The organism is Limnohabitans sp. TS-CS-82 (assembly GCF_002943475.1).
In genome coordinates this window covers 180,249-206,298 of the sequence record NZ_PTQX01000003.1, presented here as the reverse complement: position 1 = coordinate 206,298, position 26,050 = coordinate 180,249, and the positions used below count along the sequence as shown (strand labels likewise).

General features: G+C 64.5%; 1 protein-coding gene. It reads right to left on the bottom strand.

All coding sequences use genetic code 11. The features are described from left to right. Nucleotides 1-81 precede the first annotated feature (81 nt). A complete protein-coding gene (locus tag C5F52_RS08655; RefSeq protein ID WP_104797955.1) occupies nucleotides 82-25,710 on the bottom strand; it encodes an Ig-like domain-containing protein in 25,629 nt (8,542 codons plus the stop codon). Nucleotides 25,711-26,050 lie beyond the last annotated feature (340 nt).

Here is a 26,050-nt window from a genome sequence, read left to right as displayed (position 1 = left end):
TCCATCGCCAGCAGGCTGGCTCCTACAAAGTCCGAAGAATTTGTAGGAGCTTGCCTGCAAGCAATAGCCCACGGCTCAGGGTCAAGTCGCTGACACCTGCACGTTCAAGTCGATCAACAACTGCTGCGCACTCGTGTTGTGGTTGTAAGCCACATACGTGTGGCCGTTGGCGACCACGTTGCCTGCAGTGGCCCAGCTGGCCAGGTCGCTCAGCACCAGTTTGTCGCCGGTGTCGCCATCGACCATCAGCTGGTTCTTGCTCACGGTGGAGGTCAGGCCGCTGGTGGTGTTGCTGCTGTTGAACACGTTGGAGTTGTCAAAGCTTTGCAGCATGTCTTGCAGGCTGAGCTTCAAGGTGTTGTTGCCGCTGCCGGTCAGGTCGATTTTCTCGATGTTCTGAAGGGCGGGGCTGCTCACCAGGCTCAGGTCCAGCATGATGCCGCCGCCGTCCAGCCGCAAGGTGTCGATGCCTGCGCCGCCGTCCACGCGGGCAATCGCCTGCGTGTCGTTGCCGGTGTTTGTGCCCAGCTTGGCCACGTTGTCGGCGTTGACGACGATCAGGTCGTCGCCGCGTCCGCCGTACAGCACGTCTGCACCGCCATTGCCGATCAAGGTGTCGTTGCCGTCACCGGCCACCAACTGGTTGTTGCCGCTGGTGCCGGTGAGCGTGTCTGCGCCCGTGGTGCCTATGGCATCGCCGTTGGCCGACTGGAAGGTCATGCTTTCGAGCTTCTCGACACCGCCGTACACCACGCGCACGATACCGCCGGTACTCGCATAGTTCGAAGTCAAGCCCTCACCCGTCGCCTCACCCTGGTAGGTGGTGATGGCCAGATCGGCAAAACCGTCGCCGTTGAAGTCACCGGCAGCTGTCACTGTTCTTCCTAGCTGCATGTTATGGGTCGACGAGTAACCGCTGATGCGGAAGCCTTCGGAGACAGCCAACGAATCCAGCGTCAAGGCAGTAGTGGCCGTCCGGCCATACACCAGGTAAGCGCCGCCACCGATCACGCCACTGGTGTACATGTTCCTGTTACTCACCACCATGTCGGCCAGGCCGTCACCGTTGAAGTCGCCCACGACGTCCACATCCCAAAGCTGCGAATTGGCGTTGTTGGTGCCCGCGTTGATGATGAAGCCACCGTTGCCTGCTGCCAAGTCAGCCGTGGTGACCGAGGTGCTGTTGGTTTTGCCAAACAGCACAAAGGCACGCGTGTCGCCGTCGTTGAACACGATGTCGTCCATGCCGTCGCCGTTGATGTCGCCCATGTTGGTCGACTCAAACTTGATCGAGTTCAAACCCGTCAAACCTGTGATGCGGAAGCCTCGGCCATTGCCCGCCACCGTGAGCGAATTGGAGTTCCAAGGCGCGACGCTGGCGCTGCCGTAATACACGTTCACCGGGCCCGTGCCAATGCCCGAGGTGACTAATTGCGCCAGTGCAAAGTCGCTGTAACCGTCGCCGTTGAAGTCGCCATGCAAGGTGGAAATGCCACCGCCAGAGACAAACGAACCTCCATTGGTGATTTGCACATAACTGGTGCCCGTTCCGGTGCCAGTGGCCAACGTGCCCGAGGTTCCTGTTGGCAAAGCCACACTGCCACCCGGCGTGAAGTTGGTGCCGCCAAACACCAGGTAGTTGTTGAAGTTGCTGCTGTTGTTGAACAGCATGTCTTCATAACCGTCACCGTTCACATCGCCCACCACGCTCGGCTCGTTGATCGAGCTGGTCGAGGTAAAAGCAAAACCGTTGGTGCCCAAGGTGGCCAGCGTCACTTTGCCAATGCTGGTGGTCTTGCCAAAGATGATGTAGCTGTTGGTGCCGTTGCCGATCAAGATGTCGCTCAAGCCATCGCCGTTGATGTCGCCACCTCGGGTCGGTTGCAAGCTGTTGGTGCTGGCGATCATGAAACCTTTGGTATTTCCTGGTGCCTCGAAGTCGGCCACGTTCACCGCACCCAAAAGGTTGCCGCCGTACACGATGTAACGGTTGCCATTGATGTCCGTCATTTCCAGATCGTCAAAGCCATCGCCGTTCACATCGCCGACGTTTTGCGCGCCCTGGTTCTCGTTGGAGATACCAATCCGGCCCGCAGACACGTTGCCCTCGATCTGGAAACCCTGGCTCAGACTTTGTAGTTGCGCCAGTGGCAAGTCATACGCCCACTTCACAGTGAGCGGCGATGTCAGCGAGGTATTGCCACTGGCCGCGCTGGTGATCTCGGCAGACACCACCACGTTGCCAAAGGCTTGCGTCTCCAGCGTGGCTTGCGAGATCGTCACGTCTTTGTATTTGTTGGTGATGTCGCCGGCCGACATGACACCTACGTTGATCACCTGGTCACCCCAGCGCACGGTGAGCGTGTCACCGGCCACAGTGGGCACAGGCCCGGTGGTCGGCAACTGCACGCGCAAAATCGTGCCGCCTGTGCCGGCCGAGTTGGTTGCCTCGGAGTAATACAAGGTGTTGTCCACGAACAGGCCTGTGGTGCCGGGCATCACGGTGGTGTCCATGGCGTAAGCCGCCTCGGGAACACCAGTAAGCGTGCTGTCAATGTTATTGGCAGCCCATGCCGTGCTGTCAATGATCGGCGTCGTCGGCACCACAAAGTTCACCGCCACCGGTTGCGCCACAGACTGCGCCACGGTGGTGGTGCCGCTGAGCAGGGTGACCGAAGCAGCCACGTTTTCGGTGGTGCCAACGGGTGTTTCTGCTTTCAGTTGGTCGACGGTCAAAGGCAGGGTTGCATAGCCGTTGGTGATGTCTGTCGCCGTCAGTGTCACCGACACCGTCTGGCCGCCCCAGTTCAGCTTGATGACCATGCCCACTGCGGCATCGGTGTCCACCAAATTGATGCGCACATCGGTGCCAGCAACGGTGTTGCCGCCGTCAATGCTGTTGGCCTCGGTCAGGTTCAGCGAACCGGCCAACTCGTTGGCCGTGCTGACCACCGTGGGGGCCAGGTGCACTTTGACGTTGCTGTCCACCAGCACTTGGGCCTCGGCATTGGTCAAATCGCTCAACACCTTGTAGGTTTTGGTGACTGGTGAGCCGTTGACGGTTTCGGTGTGTTGCACCAAGCCAATGCTCTGCCATGCGCCGCTCAAATACAGGTCGTTGGTGTTGGTGCCATCGACCACCACTTGCGCACCGTTGTTGACCGTGCCCCAGCCTGCGGCACCGCCAGTGGTGGTGGCGGTCCAGCCGGTGGCGGTGTTGAACGGGTTGTTCTTCTCGGACAAGCCCAGCACATCGAGCAGGCCCATGGTCAGCGAGGTGCCGGTGGAGAACAGGTTGATGCGCTCGATGCTCTGAATGGCTGCGGGGCGAATGGTGGTGAGGTCCAGCGAGTCGAGCACCTGCAAAGTGTCGGTGCCGCTGCCGCCGTCCACACGGGCGATGGCCTGCGTGGTGTTGCCGCTGTTGGTGGCCAGCGCCGCGATGTTGCTGGCGTTGATGACGATGATGTCGTCACCCCGGCCGCCGTACAACACGTCGGCACCGCCTGCGCCGGTCAGCGTGTCGTTGCCGTCACCGCCCACCAGCTGGTTGTTACCGCTGGTGCCTGCCAGGGTGTCGGCACCGGTGGTGCCGATGGCGTCGCCGTTGGCGGCTTGGAAGGTCATGCTTTCGAGCCTATCAACGCCGCCATAGATCACGCGTGTGATACCGGCGTCGGCGCGTCCGGCCGGATCATCTGTCGGAGCCGACACCACAAGGTCGTCAAATCCATCGCCGTTCACATCGCCAGCCGCACTCACGCCAGAAGCGAATCTGATACCCGATAAGCCATCAATGCGGAAACCTTCACTGGCTGACAAGTCCGTCATCGTGAGCGGCGTGGTGCCTGTTCGGCCATACACCACGTAGGCAGCGCCAGTAACTGCGCCATTAACGGTAGTCCCAGTGCTGACTACCACCATATCGGCCAAGCCATCGCCGTTGAAGTCGCCGATCACGTCCAAGTCGGTGATGGCCAGGCTCGCACCGGAACTGATCGAGAAGCCCGCAGCAGTCGTGGCCAATGCGCTGAGCGTGACCGCGCTGCTGTCGGTCTTGCCAAACACCACATAGGCCGTATTGTTGAGCGCCGTGCCACCGTTGATGATGAAGTCGGCCAGGCCGTCACCGTTGACGTCGCCCATGTTGTTGGCCAGATAAGACGAAGCACCGGCTGTCGTCAACCCCGAGATGGCAAAACCCCGACTCGCCGCAGCCAAGCCCGAGAGAGAAATGCTGGCGAGGTTGGGGCCACCAAACACCACATAACCGTTGGCTGTGGTGCCGTAGCTGTTGATCACGAAATCGCTGTAACCGTCGCCGTTGATGTCACCGCTGGCAGTTGGCAGAGCGTTACCCGATACATCGGTACCGACTTTGCCAAGGAAGAATCCATTGGTGTACGTGCCCGTGGTCACCGTTGGCAGGGTCAAGTTCGCGGTAGTGGCAGCGCCATACAACAAGAAATTGTCGCCAGTCGGCATGTTGAACAAGATGTCGTCAAAACCATCGCCGTTAACGTCACCCACAACACTTGAGGTCTGCGTGTTCGCCGTAGCCGTCGTGATCTTGAAACCCGCACTCGCAGCCAAGGCGGTGACATTGAGCAGGCCCGGGCTGGCACTGCCGCCATAGACCACATAGGTCGTCGTGCCGTTTTGTCTGATGATGAAATCGCTGTAGCCGTCGCCGTTGAAGTCGCCACCTCGGGTGGTGTTGTCAGAGCTTCCGTTGACCACGAAACCACTGGTGTTACCAACCGTTGTCAGGCCTGACAGCTCGACTGCAGCCAAGTCTGAACGACCATAAACGATGTATTGGAATGCGGAAGCAGAACTGACCGTACCGATTTGGTTGATCGAAAAATCGTCGTAACCATCGCCGTTGATGTCGCCAATATTGACAACCCCCTGAGGGCCATTGCCGGTTCCTTCTGCTGCTGTTCTCCCATTGATGGCCAAGCCCGCACTCAACGCCGTGAGATCTGCCACGGGCAAATCGTAAGACCAGTCCACCGTGACGGTGGCCGGTGCCGAGCTGTTGCCAGAGACCGCGCTGGTGATGGTCGCGGTGACCGGCACATTGCCAAACGCCAGGCTGTCGATGGTGCTGAATGGCACCGCAATGTCGACGTATTTGTTGGTGGTCACGTCGGTCGTGGTCAGCGTGATGGCCGGCAGCGTGACCGAGCCCCAGGTGACGGTCAGGGTGTCGTTGACTGCGGGTGGCACAGCACCGATGGTGGGCAGCTGCACCCGGATGAAGGTGCCACTGTTGGCGCTGGCCACGGCTTCGCTGTAGTAAAGCTTGTTGTCCACCACAAAGCCGGTGGTGGTGGCCGTGAAAGCGCTGAGCTGCTTGTCGTAATAGGCTTCTTGAATGCCCATCAGCGAGCTGGTGTTGCCCGCGCCTGTCGCGGCCCAGGTGACCGAGTTGATGGTGGGCGTGGTGGGCGTCACAAAGTCAACCGCAATGGGTTGCGCCACAGACTGCGCCACCACGGTGCTGCCGCTGGTCAACGTGACCGAAGCAGCCACGTTTTCTGCGGTGCCAACGGGTGTTTCTGCCGTCAGGGCTGCAGTCAAAACCGTGACATCCACATAACCTTGGGAGATGTCTGTTGAAGACAGCGTGACCGTGATCTGCTGACCACCCCAGTTGAGGGTGAGCGTCATGTTGGCGGCGGCATCGGTGTCGGTCAAGTTGATGCGCACCGGCGTGCCGCCCAGGCTGTTGGCCTCGGTCAGGTTCAGCGAACCGGCCAACTCGTTGGCCGTGCTGACCACCGTGGGGGCCATGTGCAATTTGACGTTGCTGTCCACCAGCACTTGGGCTGCGGCATTGGTCAGGTCGCTCAGCACTTTGTAGGTCTTGGTCACACCGCCCTCGGTGTGTTCCACCAAACCGATGCTCTGCCACGCGCCGCTTAGGTACAGGTCGTTGGCGGCGGTGCCGTCCACCACCACTTGCGCGCCGTTGTTCACGGTGTCCCAGTTGGTGGCTGTGGTCGCTGTCCAGCCAGTGGCCGTGTTGAAGGGGTTGTTCTTCTCAGACAAGCCCAACACATCCAGCAAACCCATGGTCAGCGAGGTGCCTGCGGAGAACAGGTTGATGCGCTCGATGCTCTGGATGGCTGCGGGGCGGATGGTGCCCAAGTCCAGCGAACCCATGAGTTGCAAGGTGTCGATGCCATTGCCGCCGTCCACACGGGCGATGGCCTGCGTGGTGTTGCCGCTGTTGGTGGCCAGCGCCGCGATGTTGCTGGCGTTGATGACGAGGGTGTCGTCACCTCGCCCACCGTACAACACGTCGGCCCCGCCTGCGCCAATGAGCGTGTCGTTGCCGTCACCGCCCACCAGCTGGTTAGCACCGCTGGTGCCTGCCAGGCTGTCGTTGCCGGTGGTGCCGATGGCGTCGCCGTTGAGGGCCTGGAAGGTCATGTCGTTGATGCGGGTCACGCCGCCGTACACCACACGGGTGGCACCTGCGTCGGTGCGGCCTGCAGGATCGTCCATGGGCACCGAAATCAACACATCGGCAAAACCGTCGCCGTTCACATCGCCCGCAGCGCCAATGGTGTAGCCCGAATACCCGTTGGGTGACACACCGTTGATGCGGAAGCCCTCGGACGCAGCCAAGTCGCTGAGCGTCACTGTGCTCGTGCCCGTGCGGCCATACACCACATAACCCAAGCCAATCGCCGAGGTGCTGTTGAGCGGTATGTTGTATGCCGAGACCAGCATGTCTGCCAAGCCGTCGCCGTTGAAGTCACCCACCATCGCCACATCGGCGATGCCACTGGTGCCCATGCCGGTCAGCATGAAGCCGCCGTTGCCTGCAGCCAGATCGGACACCTGCACCGGTGCATCGCTGGTCTTGCCAAACACCACATACGCATTTGTTGCGTTGCTACCGTCGTTGATAAAGATGTCTTCCAGTCCGTCGCCGTTGACGTCACCACCCGCCGTGGTGTAGACGGTCGTCCCAGTCAAGCCCTTGATCGAAAAGCCCCGGCCTGTACCCGCCACGCTCATGGTGTTGGTCGTGATGCCTGTCAGGGCACTGCCACCAAAATGCACATAAGCCGTGCCTGCCGCACTGACAGCGCTGTTCATCTGAATGAAGTCAGAGTAGCCATCGCCGTTGAAATCGCCAGAGGCCGACACCAGCACACCGCCCGACATCACACTGGCAACGCCATTGTTGATGAAGTAACCATTACTGTAAGTGCCGGTGGAGCCAGTCGGCAACGTCACGTTGGCATTAGACGAGCTGCCATACATCAAGAACGCGCTGTTGGGTGCCGCGTTGAAGTTGATCAACACATCGTCATAACCGTCGGCGTTCACATCGCCCACCACGCTGATGCCCGCAATGCTTGTTGTGGGCGAGGTGATGGTGAAACCATTGCTGATCGTGAAGCCCGCCGAAGTGGTGGTCATCGCACCCGGGCTGCGGGTGTTGCCCAACACCACATAAGCTGTTGTCGTGGTGTTTTGCATCACCACATCGTTCAGGCCGTCACCATTCAGATCACCCGCTGGGCCGTTGTAATAAGCCGTGGTGTCAAACATATAGCCGTTGGTGTTGCCAGCGGCCGAGAAACTCGACACATCTACCGAAGTCAGACCGGGTTTGCCATAAACCACATAGTGCTTGCCAGTGATAGTCACAAGATTGAAGTCATCGTAGCCGTCGCCGTTGACGTCGCCCACATTCATGGCACCCTGCGCCGAAGCAACATAGCCCAGCTTGTCGTTAACTCCCGCACCGTTGATGGCAAAACCAGCGCTCATGGTCGTCAAGTCATCCAGCGGCAAGTCAAACGACCAGTCCACCGTCACGGTGGCGGGCAATGAAGTGTTGCCACTGACCTGATTGGTGATGGTGGCGGTGACCACCACATTGCCAAAGGCCTGGCTGTCGATGGTGGCAAAAGGTACCACCACATCGACATACTTGGCCGTGATGTTCGCAGTCGTGATTGCCCCCACATTGATGACTTGGTTGCCCCAGTTGAGGGTGAGCGTGTCACCCGCCACCGTCGGAACGCTGCCCGTCGTTGGCAGCTGCACCCGCACGATGGTGCCGCTGTCTGCCGAGTTGATGACCTCGTTGTAATACAGCTTGTTGTCCACGTTGCCCGTGACACCGGCAAAGGTTGCTGCATGGCCACTGATGGAGGCTTCAGGAATACCCGTCACCGCGCTGGTGTTACTGGTCGCCCAAGGCACCGAGTTAATGGTCGGCGCAGTGGGCGTCACAAAGTTGATGCTCACGCTCGATGCGGCGCTGGTGATGCCGTTGCCCAGCGACACGCTGACGTTGATGCTCTCGCTGGTGTTGGCCGGTGTTTCGGCCTGCATGACCGAGGTGGGCACGATCACGGCCACGCTGTTGGCGGCGATGTCGGCTGCGGTCAGCACTTGCGTGAAAGTTTGACCACCCCAGGTGACGGTGATCACTTGGCCTGCCACAGCGCCAGTGCCTGCCAAACCGACGTTGACCGGCGTGCCGCCCAAGCTGGCGGCTTCGGTCATGTTGACGGTGGGGCCTTCGGGAATGCTGGTGATGGTGGGCACCACCGCAATGACCAACTCGCTGCTGCTGATGTCGCTGCGGGTCAGGCCTGCGGCGGTGGTGGACACGTCCACGTTGTAGGTGGCTGCGCCTGCGGGCAACACGCTGGCGGGCACGGCCAGGCTCCACGCGCCGGTGGTGCTGTTGTAGCTTAGGCCTGCGGGGCTGCTGGTACCACCCACGGTCAGGGTGTAGGTGCCCAAGGTGGTGGTGCCTGCGGCGTTTTTGATGACGACGGTGAGCGAGTCACCGGCCGCCAAGTTGACGGTGCTAGACCCCGTGAGTTTTTGCGCCAAGCCGGTGATGGTGGGCGTGGTGTTGAGGGTGGTCTGGCTGACCACGGTGGGCACGTCGGGCGCGGCGATGTTGACGAGCAGGCCGTTGTTGGTGTCGGCCACAGCGGCGTTGCCGGCGATGTCGCTGACGCTGGCACTGATGGCGTAGGTGTTGCCGTGGTTGAGCAACACAGCATCGGCCGAGGGCACTTGCACAGACCAGGTGCCCCCCGAGGCGGCCACGGTGTAGGTTTTGCCGGCCAGGGTGACGGTGACGGTTTGGCCGTCTTCAGCGGTGGTGGTGCCGCTGATGACGGGCAGCGGGCTGACGGTGCTGCTGAGGGTGTAAGTGGTGGTGTCAAAACCGCGCTCGACCGGGCTGAAGTTGCCATTGTCCGATGCGCCCACGGCGTCGCCAAACACGCTGGTGACCAGCACGGTGGGGGCGGTGGTGTCGAGGGTGACGCTGCCTGTGGCGGTGCCTGTGCCACCGTTGCCGCCCGAGACGGAGACGGTGATGGCTTTGAGGCCGTCGGTGGTGAAGCCGACGGCTTTGTTCCAGGTGCCGCTGGTGGCGGCCACTGCGCCGGTGTCGACCGACCAAGCGCCGTTGCTGTCGGTCATGACCACAAAGCTGACGCCCGCGATGGTGACAGTGACCGGCCGGTTGGGCTGGTCGCTGGTGCCGCTGATGGTGGGCGTGGTGTCGGTGGTGACGCCGTCGGTGTTGCTGGTGCCCGTGTCGTTGGTGATGCTGGTGATAGCCACGGCCACAGGCGCAGAACGGATGTCGAGCGGCACGTTGGCGGGGTCGCTGACGTTGCCAGCAGGGTCGGTGGCGGTGACGACGGCGTTGCCGACGGTGCCGTCGGTCAAGGCGTAGGTGGGCGTGACGCTCCAAACGCCGTTGACCACCACAGCGGTGAGCACTTCGCCAGTGCCAGGCATGAGGACTCGGATGGTGTCGCCGTTGGTGCCGGTGCCACTGATGGTGGGTGTGGTGTCGCCGGTGATGCCGTCGCCCACAGTGCCGGTGTCGCTGGCGGGGTCAAGCACGGCGGTGGGTGCCGCGGGGGCTTGCGTGTCGAGCGTGAAGCTGCCTGCGGTGGCGGTGCTGGTGTTGCCCGCCGTGTCGGTGACGGTGGTGCTGGTGGTCCATGCACCGTTGTTGGCCGTGGTGAGTGCGCTGCTTGGGATGACTTGGCTGATGGTGAACGGGCCAGCGCCGGTGGCGGTGCCGCCTTGGGCTGCGGGCAAGTCGGCGGCTGTCAGCACGGTGCTTAGCGTGGTGGTGGTGCCGTTGGGTTGGGTGACCACGGTGGTGACGGTGTCGCCCACTTTGGCGTTGGCAGGCAAAGTGGTGACGATGGGCGTGCCGCCCAAGCTGGCAGCTTCTGCCGCGCTGACGCCATTTGCCGCTTCGGGCAAGGCCACGGTCGGGGCCGATGGCGCGGTGGTGTCGAGGGTGACGGGCACCACGCCGGGTGCGCTGGTGTTACCAGCGGCGTCGGTGGCGGTGACGCTGAGGTTGTTCAGGCCTTGCGCCAAGTCGGCGTTGGGGGTGATGGCCCAAGTGCCATCGCCGGCGGCGACGTTGGTGCCCAACAAGGTGGTGCCGTCGGGGGCGTAGAGCTTGATGGTGGCGCCTGGCTCGGCGGTGCCCGTGATGACGGGGCGCACGACCTTGGTCAGGTTGTCGGTGTTGCTGGAGCCGCTGTCGCTGGCTGCGGCCACATCGCCCGCTGGGGCTGAGGGCGCAGTGGTGTCGACCACGGTGGCGTCGATGCGCACTTCACCGGCGCTGGCGTCGGTGGTGCTGTTGCCCGCGGCGTCGGTGACGGTGGCGGTGACGTTGTAGGTCTGGCCATCCACAAAGGCGGCCAAGGTGCCGCTGGCGGGGGTGGCGGAGCCGGTGTCGAGGTTCCAGTTGCCGTTGCTGCCGACGGTGACGTTGTAGGTGGCACCGTTGACAGTGACGGTCATCGTTTCGCCAGGCAAGAGCGTGGCGGTGCCGCTGATGATCGGCGTGGTGTCGGCCGTCACCGTGGGGGTGATGACGGGCACGGCGGGTGGCGTGGTGTCGAGCACAAAGCTACCGGCCGTAGCCGTGCTGGCGTTGCCCGAGGCATCGGTGACGGTGGTGCTGGTGGTCCAAGCGCCGTCAACCGTCAAGGCGCTGCTTGGGATGAGCTGGCTGATGGTGAATGGGCCAGAGCCCGTGGCGGTGCCACCTTGGGCTGCGGGCAACTCGGCCGCCACGATGACGTGCGTCAGCGTGGTGGTGGTGCCGTTGGGGTTGGTGACGACGGTGGTGACGGTATCGCCCACTTCGGCGTCGGCAGGCAAGGTGGTGACGATGGGCGTGCCGCCCAAGCTGGCGGCTTCAGCGGCGCTGATGCCGTTGGCCGACTCGGGCAAAGCCACGGCGGGCGCTGTGGGGCCGGTGGTGTCGATGGTGACGGGCAGCGCGGTGGGGGCGCTGGTGTTGCCCAGTGGGTCGGTGGCCGTGACGGCCAAGGTGTTGAGGCCTTCTGGCAAGGCTGCTGAAGGCGTGGCTGACCAGTTGCCGTTGGCGTCGACCACCGCCGTGGCGAGGGCGGTGCCGTTGGCGTCTTTGACCGTGATGGTGTCGCCAGGCGTGCCTGTGCCGCTGAGGGTGGGCGTGGTGTCGTTGGTGGTGCTGTCGCCCAGCGTGCCGCTGTCGCTAATGGAAGCCAGTGCGGCTGCGGGTGCTGCAGGTGGTGTGGCGTCGACGGTGGCGGTGCCCGACTGTCCATTGGTGGTGTCGGTGGCTTTGACGACCGCGCCGTTGGCGATGGGGGTGCCAGGCACGGCGGTCCAGTTGCCGTTGCTGTCGACCAAGGCGGTCAGGGGTTGGCCGTTGCCGTCCAAGATGGCCGTGCCGTTGGCGAGCGTGAGGGCCACGGTGTCGCCGGGTTTACCGGTACCAGCCAAAGCGGTGCCGTTGGTCGGGTTGACCACGGGCATGGCGCTGTTGACAGTTTGTGTGCCGGGTGCGCTGGTGTTGCCAGCAGCGTCGACTTGTGCGGCAGAGAGCACGGTGCCGTCGGGAATGGCCGCTGCGGGCGTGACGCTCCAGCTGCCGTTAGGCCCAACCAAAGCGGTGCCGATGACGCCGCCTTGTGCGTCGGTGACGGTGACGGTTGCACCTGGCTCGCCGGTGCCAGTGAGGGCACCCGAGCCGTTGGTGGCGCCGATGACAGGGGCGGCCGCGCTGGTGTCGATGGTGACGGGCACGGTGGTCGCTGGGCCGGTGTTGCCAGCGGGGTCGGTGGCGGTGACGGCGAGGTTGTTCAGGCCCTGTGGCAAGGCTGTGGTGGGCGTGGCCGACCAGTTGCCGTTGGCGTCGACCACGGCAGTGGCGATGACGTTGCCTGCGGCGTCTTTGACGGTGATGGTGTCACCCACTGTGCCTGTGCCACTAAGGGTGGGCGTGGTGTCGTTGGTGATGCCGTCGCCCAGCGTGCCGCTGTCGCTGCTGGATGCCAATGCCGCTGCAGGCGCTGCGGGTGCGGTGGTGTCGAGCGTGAAGCTACCGGCCGTTGCCGCGCTGGTGTTGCCCGCCACGTCGGTGACGGTGGTGCTGGTGGTCCATGCGCCGTCAACAGTGAGCGCGCTGCTTGGGATGAGCTGGCTGATGGTGAACGGCCCAGCGCCCGTGGCGGTGCCGCCTTGGGCTGCGGGCAACTCGGCCGCGACGATGACGTGTGTCAACGTGGTGGTGGTGCCGTTGGGGTTGGTGACCACCGTGGTGACGGTGTCGCCCACTTTGGCGTCAGCCGGCAAGGTGGTGACGATGGGCGTGCCGCCCAAGCTGGCCACTTCAGCCGCGCTGATGCCGTTGGCCGCTTCGGGCAAGGTGACTGCGGGGGCAGATGGGGCTGTGGTGTCGAGCACAAAGCTACCGGCAGTTGTGGCGCTGGTGTTGCCCGTGGTGTCGGTAACGGTGGTGCTGGTGGTCCAAGCGCCGTCAACCGTCAAGGCGCTGCTTGGGATGAGCTGGCTGATGGTGAACGGGCCTGCGCCGGTGGCGGTGCCGCCTTGGGCTGCGGGCAGCTCAGCCGCCACGATGACGTGAGTCAAGGTGGTGGTGGTGCCGTTAGGGTTGGTGACCACCGTGGTGACGGTGTCGCCCACTTTGGCGTCTGCAGGCAAGGTGGTGACGATGGGCGTGCCGCCTGCGCTGGCCACTTCGGCCGCGCTGATGCCGTTGGCCGCTTCGGGCAAGGCCACTGCGGGCGCTGTGGGCCCTGTGGTGTCGATGGTGATGGGCACAGCCGTGGCCGGGCCCGTGTTGCCAGCGGGGTCGGTGGCGGTGACGGCCAAGGTGTTGAGGCCTTCTGGCAGCGCTTCGGTGGGCGTGGCTGACCAGTTGCCGTTGGCGTCGACCACCGCCGTAGCAATGACGTTGCCTGCGGCGTTTTTGACGGTGATGGTGTCACCGGCTGTGCCAGTGCCACTGAGCGTGGGCGTGGTGTCGTTGGTGGTGCTGTCGCCCAAGGTGCCGCTGTCGCTGCCAGAGGCCAAAGCGGCAGCGGGTGCTGCAGGAGCGGTGGTGTCAATGGTGACGGGCAGTGCGGTTGGCGCGCTGACGTTGCCCAGGGGGTCGGTGGCGGTGACGGCCAAAGTGTTGAGGCCTTCTGGCAAGGCTGCTGTGGGCGTGGCGGCCCATTGGCCGTTGCTGCCCACCACGGCTGTGGCAATGACTTGGCCAGCCGCGTTTTTGACGGTGATCGTGTCGCCAGGCGTGCCTGTGCCACTGAGGGTGGGCGTGGTGTCGTTGGTTGTGCCGTCACCCAGCGCGCCGCTGTCGCTGATGGCAGCCAGTGCGGCTGCAGGGGCTGCAGGTGGTGTGGCGTCGACGGTGGCGGTGCCAGACATGTTGTTGGTGGTGTCGGTGGCTTTGACGACCGCGCCGTCGGGCAGCGGGGTGCCGGGCAATGCTATCCAAGTGCCGTCGGGGGCAACCAAGGCGGTCAGCGGGTTGCCACTGCCGTCCAAGATGGGCGTGCCGTCCACAAGCGTGAGGGCCACGGTGTCGCCGGGTTTACCGGTACCAGCCAAAGCGGTGCCGTTGGTCGGGTTGACCACGGGCATGGCGCTGTTGACCGTTTGTGTGCCGGGTGCGCTGGTGTTGCCAGCGGCATCGACTTGTGCAGCAGAGAGCACGGTGCCGTCGGGAATGGCCGCAGAAGGTGTGACGCTCCAGCTGCCGTTAGGCCCAACCAAGGCGGTCCCAATCACGCCGCCTTGTGCGTCGGTGACGGTGACGATTGCACCTGGCTCGCCGGTGCCAGTGAGGGCACCCGAGCCGTTGGTGGCACCGATGACGGGGGCGGCCGCGCTGGTGTCGATGGTGACGGGCACGGTGCTCGCTGGGCCGGTGTTGCCAGCGGGGTCGGTGGCGGTGACGGAGATGTTGTTGACGCCTTGTGGCAAAGCGTTGACAGGCGTGACGCTCCAGCTGCCGTTGCTGGCTACGACGACGGTGGCGGTTTCGCCGCCGGGGAAGGTGACGGTGATGGTGTCGCCGGGCGTGCCTGTGCCGCTGATGGTGGGCGTGGTGTCGTTGGTGATGCCGTCGCCCAGCGTGCCGCTGTCGCTGCTGGAATCGAGTGCCGCTGCAGGCGCTGCGGGTGCGGTGGTGTCGAGCGTGAAGCTACCGGCAGTCGCGGCGCTGGTGTTGCCCGCCACGTCGGTAACGGTGGTGCTGGTGGTCCATGCGCCGTCAACAGTGAGCGCGCTGCTTGGGATGAGCTGGCTGATGGTGAACGGGCCTGTGCCCGTGGCGGTGCCGCCTTGAGCGGCAGGCAATTCAGCCGCCACGATGACGTGTGTCAACGTGGTGGTGGTGCCGTTGGGGTTGGTGACCACGGTTGTCACGGTGTCGCCCACTTTGGCGTCGGCCGGCAAGGTGGTGACGATGGGCGTGCCGCCCAAGCTAGCGGCCTCTGCCGCGCTGATGCCGTTGGCCGCTTCGGGCAAAGCCACTGCAGGGGCCGATGGGGGTGTGGTGTCGAGCGTGAAAGCGCCTGCGGTGGCTGGGCTGGTGTTGCCTGCCACGTCGGTGATGGCGGTGCTGGTGGTCCATGCACCATCAACCGTCAGATCTGTACCGGGGATGAGCTGGCTGATGGTGAACGGGCCAGAGCCCGTGGCGGTGCCGCCTTGGGCTGCGGGCAACTCGGCCGCGACGATGACGTGCGTCAGCGTGGTGGTGGTGCCGTTGGGGTTGGTGACGACGGTGGTGACGGTATCGCCCACTTCGGCGTCGGCAGGCAAGGTGGTGACGATGGGCGTACCGCCCAAGCTGGCCATTTCGGCCGCGCTGATGCCGTTGGCCGCTTCGGGCAAGGCAACGGCTGGGGCCGATGGGGCTGTGGTGTCGAGCACAAAGCTTCCAGCAGTCGCGGCGCTGGTGTTGCCCGTGGTGTCGGTGACGGTGGTGCTGGTGGTCCATGCGCCGTCAACAGTGAGCGCGCTGCTTGGGATGAGCTGGCTGATGGTGAACGGGCCTGATCCAGTAGCGGTGCCGCCTTGGGCTGCGGGCAGTTCAGCCGCCACGATGACGTGCGTCAGCGTGGTGGTGGTGCCGTTGGGGTTGGTGACCACCGTGGTGACGGTGTCGCCCACTTTGGCGTCAGCGGGCAAGGTGGTGACGATGGGCGTGCCGCCCAAGCTGGCTGCCTCAGCGGCGCTGATGCCGTTGGCAGCTTCGGGCAAGGCCACTGCGGGCGCTGTGGGCCCCGTGGTGTCGATGGTGACGGGCACGGCGGTGGGCGCGCTGACGTTGCCCACGGGGTCGGTGGCGGTGACGGCCAAGGTGTTGAGGCCTTCTGGCAGTGCTGTAGTTGGCGTGGCAGCCCATTGGCCGTTGCTGCCCACCACGGCTGTGGCAATGACTTGGCCCGCCGCGTTTTTGACGGTGATGGTGTCGCCAGGCGTGCCTGTGCCGCTGAGGGTGGGCGTGGTGTCGTTGGTGGTGCTGTCACCCAACGTGCCGCTGTCGCCGATGGCGGCCAGTGCGGCTGCAGGGGCTGCGGGTGGCAAGGCGTCGACCACTTGGGTGGCGGACAAGTTGCTGGTGGTGTCGGTGGCTTTGACCACGGCACCGTCGGGCAACGGGTTGCCGGGGGTGGCGGTCCAAGTGCCGTCGGGGGCGACCACGGCGGTGAGCGGTGCGCCGTTGGCGTCGCGCAGCACGGTGCCGTCGGCCAACGTCAAAGCCAAGGTGTCGCCGGGCTTGCCAGTGCCGGCCAGTGTGGTGCCGTTGGTCGGGTTGATGTCGGGCACGGCCGTGTTGACGGTGGCGGTGCCAGGGGTGCTGGTGTTGCCTGCGGGGTCAACGGCGGTGGCGCTGAGTGCGGTGGTGTCGGGCAGCGCGGCGCTGAGCGGCACGCTCCAGCTGCCGTCTGGGGCGACCACGGCGGTGCCGAGCACGGTGCTGCCGTTCATCAAGGTGACGGTGGCGCCGGGCTCGCCGGTGCCGCTGACGGCACCGATGCCGTTGGTGGGCGCGATGGCGGGGGCGGCCACCGCGGTGTCGATGGTGACCGGCACGATGGCAGGTGCGCTGGTGTTGCCAGCGGGGTCGGTGGCTGTGACGGCCAAGTTGTTCAGGCCCTGTGGCAAGGCGGTGGTGGGTGTGGCCGCCCAAGTGCCGTTGCTACCCACGGTGGCGGTGGCGATGACGTTGCCTGCGGCGTCTTTGACGGTGATGGTGTCACCGGGCGTGCCAGTACCGCTGAGGGTGGGCGTGGTGTCGTTGGTGAGCTTGTCGCCCAACGTGCCGCTGTCGCTGACCGAGGCGAGTGCCGCCACGGGTGCGGCGGGTGCGGTGGTGTCGATGGTGACGGGCACGACCGTTTCAGGGCTGACGTTGCCTTGCGGGTCGGTGGCGGTGACTTTGAAGTTTTGCAAGCCATCGGGCAAGGCGGCGGTGGGCGTGATGGCCCAGGTGCCGTTGGCCGCGACCACGGCGGTGCCGAGCACGGTGCCGTCAGCGGCTTTGAGGGTGATGGTGTCGCCAGGCGTGGCGGCAGCCCCAGTGAGGGTGGGCGTGGTGTCGGTGGTGATGGCGTCACCGGCAATGCCGCTGTCGCTCACGCTGGCCAACGCAGCGGCGGGTGCCACCGGCGCGGTGGTGTCGATGGTGACGGGCACGGTGGTGGCGGGGCCGGTGTTGCCAGCCGGGTCGGTGGCTTTGACTTGCAAGTTTTGCAAGCCGTCGGCCAAGGCCGTGGCGGGTGTGACGGACCAGCTGCCGTCGCTGGCGACGGTGGTGGTGCCGAGCACGGTGGTGCCATCGGGCGCGTAGAGGGTGATGGTGTCGCCAGGCGTACCTGTGCCCGTGATGGTGGGCGTGTTGTCGGCGGTGATGGCGTCACCGGCGATGCCTGTGTCGCTGGCTGCGGCCAAAGCGGCCACGGGTGCCAAAGGCGCGGTGGTGTCGATGGTGATGGGCAGCGCAGCCGGTGCACTGGTGTTGCCGGCCGCGTCGGTGGCGGTGATGGCCAGGTTGTTCAGGCCTTGTGGCAAGGCGTTGGCGGGTGTGGCGCTCCAGTTGCCGTTGCCGTCGACCACGGCGGTGGCGATGACGTTGCCATTGGCGTCTTTGACGGTGATGGTGGCGTTGGGCTCACCGGTGCCGCTGAGGGTGGGCGTGGTGTCGTTGGTTTTGCTGTCGCCGAGTGTGCCGCTGTCGCTGACCGCGTTGAGGATGGCGGTGGGTGCAGCAGGCGCTGCCGTGTCGATGGTGACGGGCAGCGTGGTGGGCGCGCTGACGTTGCCAGCGGGGTCGGTGGCGGTGACGCTGAGGTTGTTCACACCTTGTGGCAAGGCGGTGGTGGGCGTGACGGCCCAATTGCCGTTGGCATCGACCACGGCGGTTTGCACTTCGCCTCCGGGGAAGGTGACGGTGATGGTGTCGCCGGGCGTGCCGGCTGCGCCGCTGATGGTGGGCGTGGTGTCGTTGGTTTGGCTGTCGCCCAAGGTGCCGCTGTCGCTGATCGCGGCCAAGACGGCGGCGGGTGCGTTGGGGGCGGTGGTGTCGATGCGCAACTCGTTGGTGCTGATGTCGCTGGTGGCGTTGTTGGCCGCGTCGGTGATGGTGGCGGTGACGGGGTAGCTGGTGCCGTCGGCAAAGCTGCCCAAGGTGCCGCTAGCCGGTGTGGCGGTAGCGGTGTCGACGCTCCAAGTGCCGTTGCTGGCCACGGTGACGTTGTAGGTGGCGCCGTTGACGGTGACGGTGAGGGTTTCGCCAGCCAAGAGGTTGGCGGTGCCGGTGATGACGGGGGTGGCGCTGTTGGTGGTGAGCGGGTTGACCGTGGGCACCGAGGGTGCGGTGTTGTCGAAGCTGAATTCGTTGCTGGTGACGTCGCTGGTGGCGTTGCCCGCTGCGTCGATGACGGTGGCGGTGACGGGGTAGCTGCTGCCGCTGACAAAAGCGCCCAGCGTGCCGCTGGCAGGCGTGGCGGTGCCGGTGTCCAGGCTCCAGCTGCCGCCTAAGCCGACGGTGACGTTGTAGGTGGCACCGTTGAAGGTGACGGTGAGGGTTTCACCCGCGCCCAGAGTGGCGGTGCCGGTGAGCACAGGGGTGCTGTCGCTGCTGACCAAGGCGGCGACGGTGGGCGCGGCGGGGGCCGTGGTGTCGATGGTGACGGGCACGGGGGTGGCGGCGCTGACGTTGCCTGCGGGGTCGGTGGCTTTGACGCTGAGGGTGCTCAGGCCATCGGCCAGTGCAGTGGTGGGCGTGATGGCCCAAGTGCCGCCTGCGGCGACGACGGCGGTGCCGAGCACGGTGGTGCCGTCTGGCGCGTAGAGGGTGATGGTGTCACCGGGCGTGGCACCTGCACCGCTGATGGTGGGGGTGTTGTCGCTGGTGATGTTGTCGGTGTTGCTGGCACCGGTGTCGCTGGCGGCGGCCACGTCGGCACCGGGTGCGGCAGGCGGCGTGGTGTCGATGGTGACCGGCACGGTGGTGGCGGGGCTGGTGTTGCCAGCGGGGTCGGTGGCGGTGACGCTGAGGGTGTTCAAACCATCGGGCAGCGCGTTGGTGGGGGTGACCGTCCACGTGCCGTTGCTGGCGACGACCACGGTTTGGACTTCGCCACCGGGGAAGGTGACGGTGATGGTGTCGCCGGCTGTGCCGGTGCCGCTGATGGTGGGGGTGTTGTCGCTGGTGAGGCTGTCGCCCAAGGTGCCGGTGTCGCTGCTTGCGGCCAACACGGCAGCAGGTGCGGACGGACCTGTGGAATCGATGGTGATGGGCAGCGCAGCGGCGGGGCCGGTGTTGCCAGCAGGGTCGGTGGCGGTGACGGCCAAGTTGTTGAGACCGTCGGGCAACGCCTGCACAGGCGTGGCGGACCACTGGCCGTTGGCGTTGACCAAGGCCGTGGCGATGACGGTGCCAGCGGCGTCTTTGACGGTGATGGTGTCGCCGGGGTTGCCGGTGCCGCTCAGCGTGGGCGTGTTGTCGTTGGTGAGGCTGTCGCCCAAGGTGCCGCTGTCGCTGATGGGGGCCAATGCGGCAGTGGGTGCAGCCGGACCGGTGGTGTCGATGGTGATGGGCAACTGCGTGGCGGGGCTGGTGTTGCCGGCCGGATCAGTGGCGGTAACGCTGACGTTGTTGACGCCGTCGGCCAGGGCCGTGGTGGGCGTGACGCTCCAAGTGCCGTCAGCGGCGACCACAGCGGTTTTGACTTCGCCACCGGGGAAGGTGACGGTGATGGTGTCGCCGGGCGTGCCAGTGCCTGTGATGGTGGGCGTGGTGTCTGCGGTGGTGCTGTCGCCTTGCACGCCGGAATCGCTGATGGCGGCCAAAGCGGCGGCGGGTGCGGCGGGCGGTGTGGTGTCGAGCACGAAGCTGCCAGGGCGCGCTGGGCTGGTGTTGCCCGCGAGGTCGGTGACGGTGGTGCTGGTGGCCCAGTTGCCGTCTTGCGTCAAGGCGCTGGAGGGGATGAGCTGGCTGATGCTGCCGGCCGCGATGTCGGCCGCGGTGAGCACTTGGCTGAGCGTGAGGGTGCTGCCGTCGGGCAAGGTGACGACGGTGGTGACGGTGTCGCCCACAGCCGCATCACCCGGCAGGGTGACGGCGATGGGGGTGCCGCCGTTGCTGAGGGCTTCAGCGGCGTTGACGCCGTTCAGCGCCTCGGGCAAGGCCACACCGGGTGCGCCGGGTGGCGAGGTGTCGAGCACAAAGGCGCCGGACTGCGGCGCGCTGGCGTTGCCTGCGGGGTCGGTGATGGTGGTGCGGGTGGTCCAGTTGCCGTCGACGGTCAAGGCGGCGGACGCGATGGTTTGTGTGATGGTGAAGGGACCTGCGCCGGTGGCGGTGCCACCTTGGGCGGCGGGCAGTTCACCCGCGGCGATGACGTGGGTCAGCACGCTGGTGCTGCCGTTGGGGTTGGTGACGACGGTGGTGACGGTGTCACCCACTTTGGCGTCGACAGGCAAGGTGACGATGAGGGGCGTGCCGCCGTTGCTGAGGGCTTCGGCAGCGTTGATGCCACCAGCCGCTTCGGGAAGGGCCACAGCGGGCGCGCTGGGGGCGGTGGTGTCGAGCAGCAGGGTTTCGGTGTCGGTGCCGGTGACGTTGTAACGGTTGACCACGCTGGCGGTGACGGTCTGCGTGCCTTCGCTCAAGGCCGCGACGACGGCGCCGGGCACGGTGACAGTGAAGGTGCCGCCGACCTGCACGGTGGCCGGGTAGTCCACCCCGCCGATGTTGACGGTAACGGCTGAGCCCACAGGCGCATTGGTACTGCCGCTGATGGGCAGAGCCTGGTTTTGCTCAGCGGCATTGACGGTGCCGCCACTGATGGCGTTGAGCGTGACGGTGGGCGGCACATCGTTGATGTGCAACTCGGTCGAGCTGATGTCTGGGACCGTGACACCGCCGGCCGTGACGCTGACGGCCACGTTGTAGTCGCCGTTGGGAATGCTGGCAGGCACCAGGGACCAGGTGCTGTTGGTGCTGTCGTAGCTCAGGCCTGCGGGCGCACTGGTGCTGCCGATGAGCAGGCTGTAAGGGACGTTGTTGACCGTGACTTCAAGGGTGTCGCCAGCGGCCAAGGCAATGTAGCTGCCGCTACCCGCGTCCTTCTGCGCCCGGCCTGTGATGGTGGGCGTGTGGCTGCCGGTGTAAAGCTCCACCACGGTGGGCACATCGGGGTTGGCAATGTTGGCCACCAAGCTGTTGGTGTCGGTGCCGGCGTTGCCTGCCACATCCTTGACGCCGGCCGAGATGGCGTAAGTGCTGCCGTGGTTCAACGCAAGTGCGTCGGCGTTGCTGAGGGTGTAAGACCAAGTGTTGGGCTGGCCCGAAGCACCGGCCTGCACGGCGGTGGTGTAGGTCTGGCCGTTGAGCGTGAGGGTGACAGTCTGGCCGACTTGAGCATCGGTGGTGCCGCTGATGATGGGCAGCACATCGACGGTGCTGTCGCTGAGTGGCCCGCGTTCGGCGGCACTGAATTCGCCGTTTTGATCGGTAACAGAGCTGACAGCCACGCTGGTGACGCTGATGACAGGCGCCGTGGTGTCAAACAGCACTGGGCTGGTTTGCTGCACCGCCGGAGTGCCGGCAAAGTTGCTGACGTCGGCTTTGAGGGTGTAGCTGCCATCGGCAGGCAACTGGGCCTGCGGGATGTTGAGGGCAAAGCTGCCGTCGGGCTGGACGGTGGTGTAGTAGGTGCCGATGACGGTGCCGTTGGCGCCCACCAGTTGCACGGTGACGGGCTGGCCCGCTTCGGCGGTGGTGGTGCCGCTGACGGGCAGGTCGCCCGATTTTTCGAGGGCATTGACGGTGCCGTCGCCAGCCACGGTGGCCAGCGTGAGTGCGGGGCCGTTGGCGGACAGTTTGAAGCCGTCGGTTTGCGCTGCGCTGGTGTTGCCTGCGGTGTCGGTGAGGGTGGTGCTGGTGGCCCAAGCGCCATCGAGGTAGGTGGTGGTGCTGCCGCTGGCGAGCAACTGCGCCTGAGGCACGGTTTGGCTGATGGTGAAAGGGCCTGCGCCGGTGGCAGTGCCACCTTGGGCAGCGGGCAACTCGGCTGCCACGATGACGTGGGTCAAGGTGATGGGCGTGCCATTGGGGCTGGTGACGACGGTGGTGACGGTGTCGCCCACTTTGGCATCGGCAGGCAGGGTGACGACGAGGGCCACGCCGTCTGCGGCTTCGGCAGCGCTGACGCCTTGCGACGCATCGGGGATGGCCACGCCGGGGGTGGCGGGAGCCGTGGCATCCACCGTGAACGGGGTGCCGTTGGCCGTGCTGCTGTTGCCAGCCGCGTCGGTGACGGTGATGACGGGGGTGTAAGTGCCGTCAGGCAAGGTGGCCGTGGCGGGCAGGCTCCACCCACCTTGGGCGTTGGCGGTGACGGTGTAGGTCTGGCCGTTGACGACGATTTGCACCGTGGCGTTGGCTTCGGCGGTGCCGCTCAGAGCGGGTGTGTTGTCGTTGGTTTTGTTGTCGCCCACAACGCCAGAGTCGCTGGCCAAGGCCAATGCGCCGGTGCCTGCGATGGGCGCGCTGGTGTCGAGGGTGAAGGTGTTGACGGTGGGCAGGCTCTCCAAGCCGGTGACGGCCAATGTGAGGGTGGTGCTGGCACTGTAGGCACCGTCGGTGGCCAAGTTGCTTTGGGTGAGCAACTGGCTGATGCGGCCGGCTTGGATGTCGGCGGTTTTGAGGGTGGTGCTGAGCACGCGGTTGCTGCCGTCGGGCAAGGTGACGGTGGTGGTGACCACGTCGCCGGCGCGGGCGTTGGCCGCGAGTTGGGTGACGATGGGCACGCCGGCGTCGGAGGCTTTTTCGGCGGCGTTGACAAAGGTGTCGGCCCCGGTGGCTTCGGGCACGGTGGTGGCGGGTGCGGCGGGACGGGTGGTGTTGATCACCAGGTCAAAGAAGCCCGAGGGGGTGAGGCCGTTGACGGGACCAGCGGCGGTTTCGACCACCACTTGGTAGGTGTAGTTGCCATCGGCGAGGGGCGCGTTGAGGCCTGAGCCCGAGCCGTCTTGGAAGGTCCAAGCGGTGCCGTTGGTGTCGGCCACACCGACTTTGACCAAAGTGCCGTTGTCTAACTTGCGATAGACCGCCAAGCTTTGGCCGGTCTGCAGGGCGGTGCCCAAGGTGCCGGCAAGCTGCGGGCTGTTGTCGTTGGTGGCAGAGCCGTCGGCGAGCAGACCGAGTTGGGGGCCCACGTTGTCGATGGCGCCGGTGATGAGCAGAGCGCCGGTGTAAACGTTGTTGGCACCAGGGCCGCTGGTGTTGCCCGCCACGTCGGTGGCGGTAGCGCTGAGTACGGTGCCGTTGGGCAGGGGTTGTGCGGGCAGGAGGGTCCAGTTGCCGTCGGCGCCGACAGGGCAGGTGCCAATGATGTTGCCTTGGCCGTCGCGAACGGTGACGAGGGTGCCCACTTCGGCGGTGCCGTTGATGATTTGACCGTTCGAAGGGCTGACATTCGGTGCGTCAGGCGCGGTGGTGTCCACAATGAAACCGGTGCGCACGGGCAAGCTTTGGCCCACTTGGGTGACCAAAGAAATGGCAGCGTTGTAGAGGCCGTCGGTGGCCAGTTGCGCGGGGGTCAGGGTGCGGGTGATGGCACCGGCTGTGATTTGAGCGGCGGTGAGCACGTCGACCAGCGTGAGCGTGGTGCCGTTGGGCAGGGTGACGACGGTGCTGACGGTGTCGCCCACTTGGGCGGTGGCGGGCAGGCCGATGTCAAAGTTGATGCCGCCGCTGGCTTTTTCTGCGGCGTTGATGTAGCCGTCACCGGCTTCGGCCAGACGCACGCTGACTTGGTCCACGTCAACGGTGCCAGCGCCTGGGCCGGACACGTTGCCTGAGAGGTCGGCGGCTGAGGCTTTGAGCACGGCGTTGTCTGCCAACGGGGTGGTTGGCACGAAGCGCCATTGGCCCAAGGCGTCGACGGTGGCGGTGCCTACGACTTGGCCCGCACTGTCAGTGACGGTGACGATGCTGCCAGGCGTGCCTGTGCCGCTGACGAGCTTGCCGTTGCCGGTGTCGACCTGAGGTGCTGACGGGGCGATGTGCAATGCGGCTTGTTCGAGGCCGTCTGAGCCCACCAGTTTGAGGGGGGTTTCTAGCGTGGGTTGTACGGCCGCGCTGGTGAGGGCAAACACGCCTTGGCTGTCGGCGACGGCGCTTTGGGTGGTGCCGTCGGGCAAGGTGATTTGCACGGTGGAGCCGGGTCTGGCGGTGCCGCTGATGACGAGTTTGCCGTTGGCGTCGACGGTTTGTCCTGTGACGATGACGTCACCGAGCAGCTGGCGGTTGAGCACGCTGTCGGTGGTGAAGGTTTTTTCGGCGCTGTTGGGCGCGGTGATGAGCGCGTTCAGGGCTTGTTGACGACCTTGGTCGACCATGGCCGCGCCTGCGGCGGTGATGCTGCCAGTGCCGCTGGTGTTGATGTTTTGCGCCAACTGCGTGAGGCTGGTGGCAAGGCTACCACCGTTCAAGCTGTCCAGCCCCGAGAGCTTGGTGAGCAAGAGGCCGTATTTTTCGCTGGTTGACAAGCCGTCTGTGGCGTTGAAGGTCCCGCTGTTGGTGGCCACAGGGCGGGCAGTGATGTCGACGCCATTCAGGCCCAGCACATTGGCCACAGCTTGGTTGGTTTGCAGCACCAGCGCCGTGTTGACGGGCGCACTGTCGGTGGTGATGCCGGACTTGAGCACGGCCAGTTCAGTGACGGGGGTGATGTGGATGACGAGTGCCGCGTCCAAACCATTGACGGTGAACTGCGATTGACCCACGTCGGCCACGCCCATGGCGCGCAGTGTGGTGCCCATGCTTTTAGTGGAGGCCGTGACTTCGTCGAGGTAGTTGGCGGCATCCGCGTTGCTGTCGATGGCCTTGAGCAACACCGCGCCACGGTAGTCGCCGCGTGTGGGCACCAAGATGCTGAAGGTGCCGTCGCTTTGGATAGTGGCCGTGCCCAGGAGAGCACCTTGCGCGTCGTAAGCGTTGAGCGTGACGCCGCCGCTGACGGGACCGGCGGTGACGCTGCCTGAAATGGTGAGGTCACCAACGATGTTCAGTTCGACCGTGGCGGGTTGGCTGGTCTGGCCAGCAGGGCTGGTTTCGGTGATGCTGAGGGTTTGGGTGCCCAGCGCCAATGCGGATGTGGCGACGCTCCAATTGCCATTGGTGTCCACCACGGTGGTGGCCAGCGTGACGCCCGCTGGGTTTTTGATGGTGATGGTGTCGCCGGCTTTGCCCGTGCCCTCGAGGGTGGGGGTGTTGTCGCTGGTGATGCGGTCGCTGTCACTGACGCCGTTGTCGCTGCTGGCGGCCAAGCGGGCGGTGGGGGTGGCAGGGATGGGCGGTGCGTCATTGGCGTTCAGCAAAGCTGCGCCACCTAGGCCTGCGACGCCCCACCACGGGTTGAACCACACGATGCCTTCTTGCAAGACGATGGGGGTGACTTGCCCCGCCAGCGTACTCATGGCGGGACGCAAACCTTCGTCAATGACGTAAGTGGCCAAGTCGCCTTTGCCTGTGATGCCGGTCAGGCTGTCTTTGGGGAATTCAACAATGGCTTCGTCGTAGTACTGCTCAATGATGATGTCGGCAGTTTCTGAACCTTCTAAGAAGATTTCTAAATCGCGGCCAGAACGCTTGGCACGGACGTGCTGAGGGGCGCGTTCACTTTTAGGATCGAGCAGTTCGTAGCGGGTGGCAGATTGCGCCTTGACCCGAAGTGGTGCACCTGCATCGCCTGCACCGGCGGTGACTTCATAGTTTTGTTGTTCTTTGGTGCCGTTGGATTTTTTGGCCAGAAGTTGGACTTTTTTTGCAGTGGATTTGGATGCGTCGGTCATAAGTAACTCTCAAAAACAACAAAAACTATAAAAACGTGAATTTAATAATTTTAGATGTCTTATCTGTTTTTAATTTAAGTCATGATTAATTTGAATAATATTTAAAGTAATTAATTAAGTAAAAATTTAATAACGTATTAAATGTTTAACTAAGTATTAAATTTAACGAATGTAAAGTGCATTTTTCGACTAGCAATGGCGGATATACATGCACAGGGACTAGAAATGTTGGGGATCGACTGAGTATGAAATCCCCAAGTTGTGGCAAACCTTATTGATTTGGTGCATTTTTTGCTTACATCCGGTGCGCCGCCCATTCGTGGGCGAAAAACGCACCAAA

Bases quoted from the DNA above. Each gene is read 5' to 3' on its own strand.
- C5F52_RS08655 (WP_104797955.1), bottom strand. From the start codon at position 25,710: ATGACCGACGCATCCAAATCCACTGCAAAAAAAGTCCAACTTCTGGCC.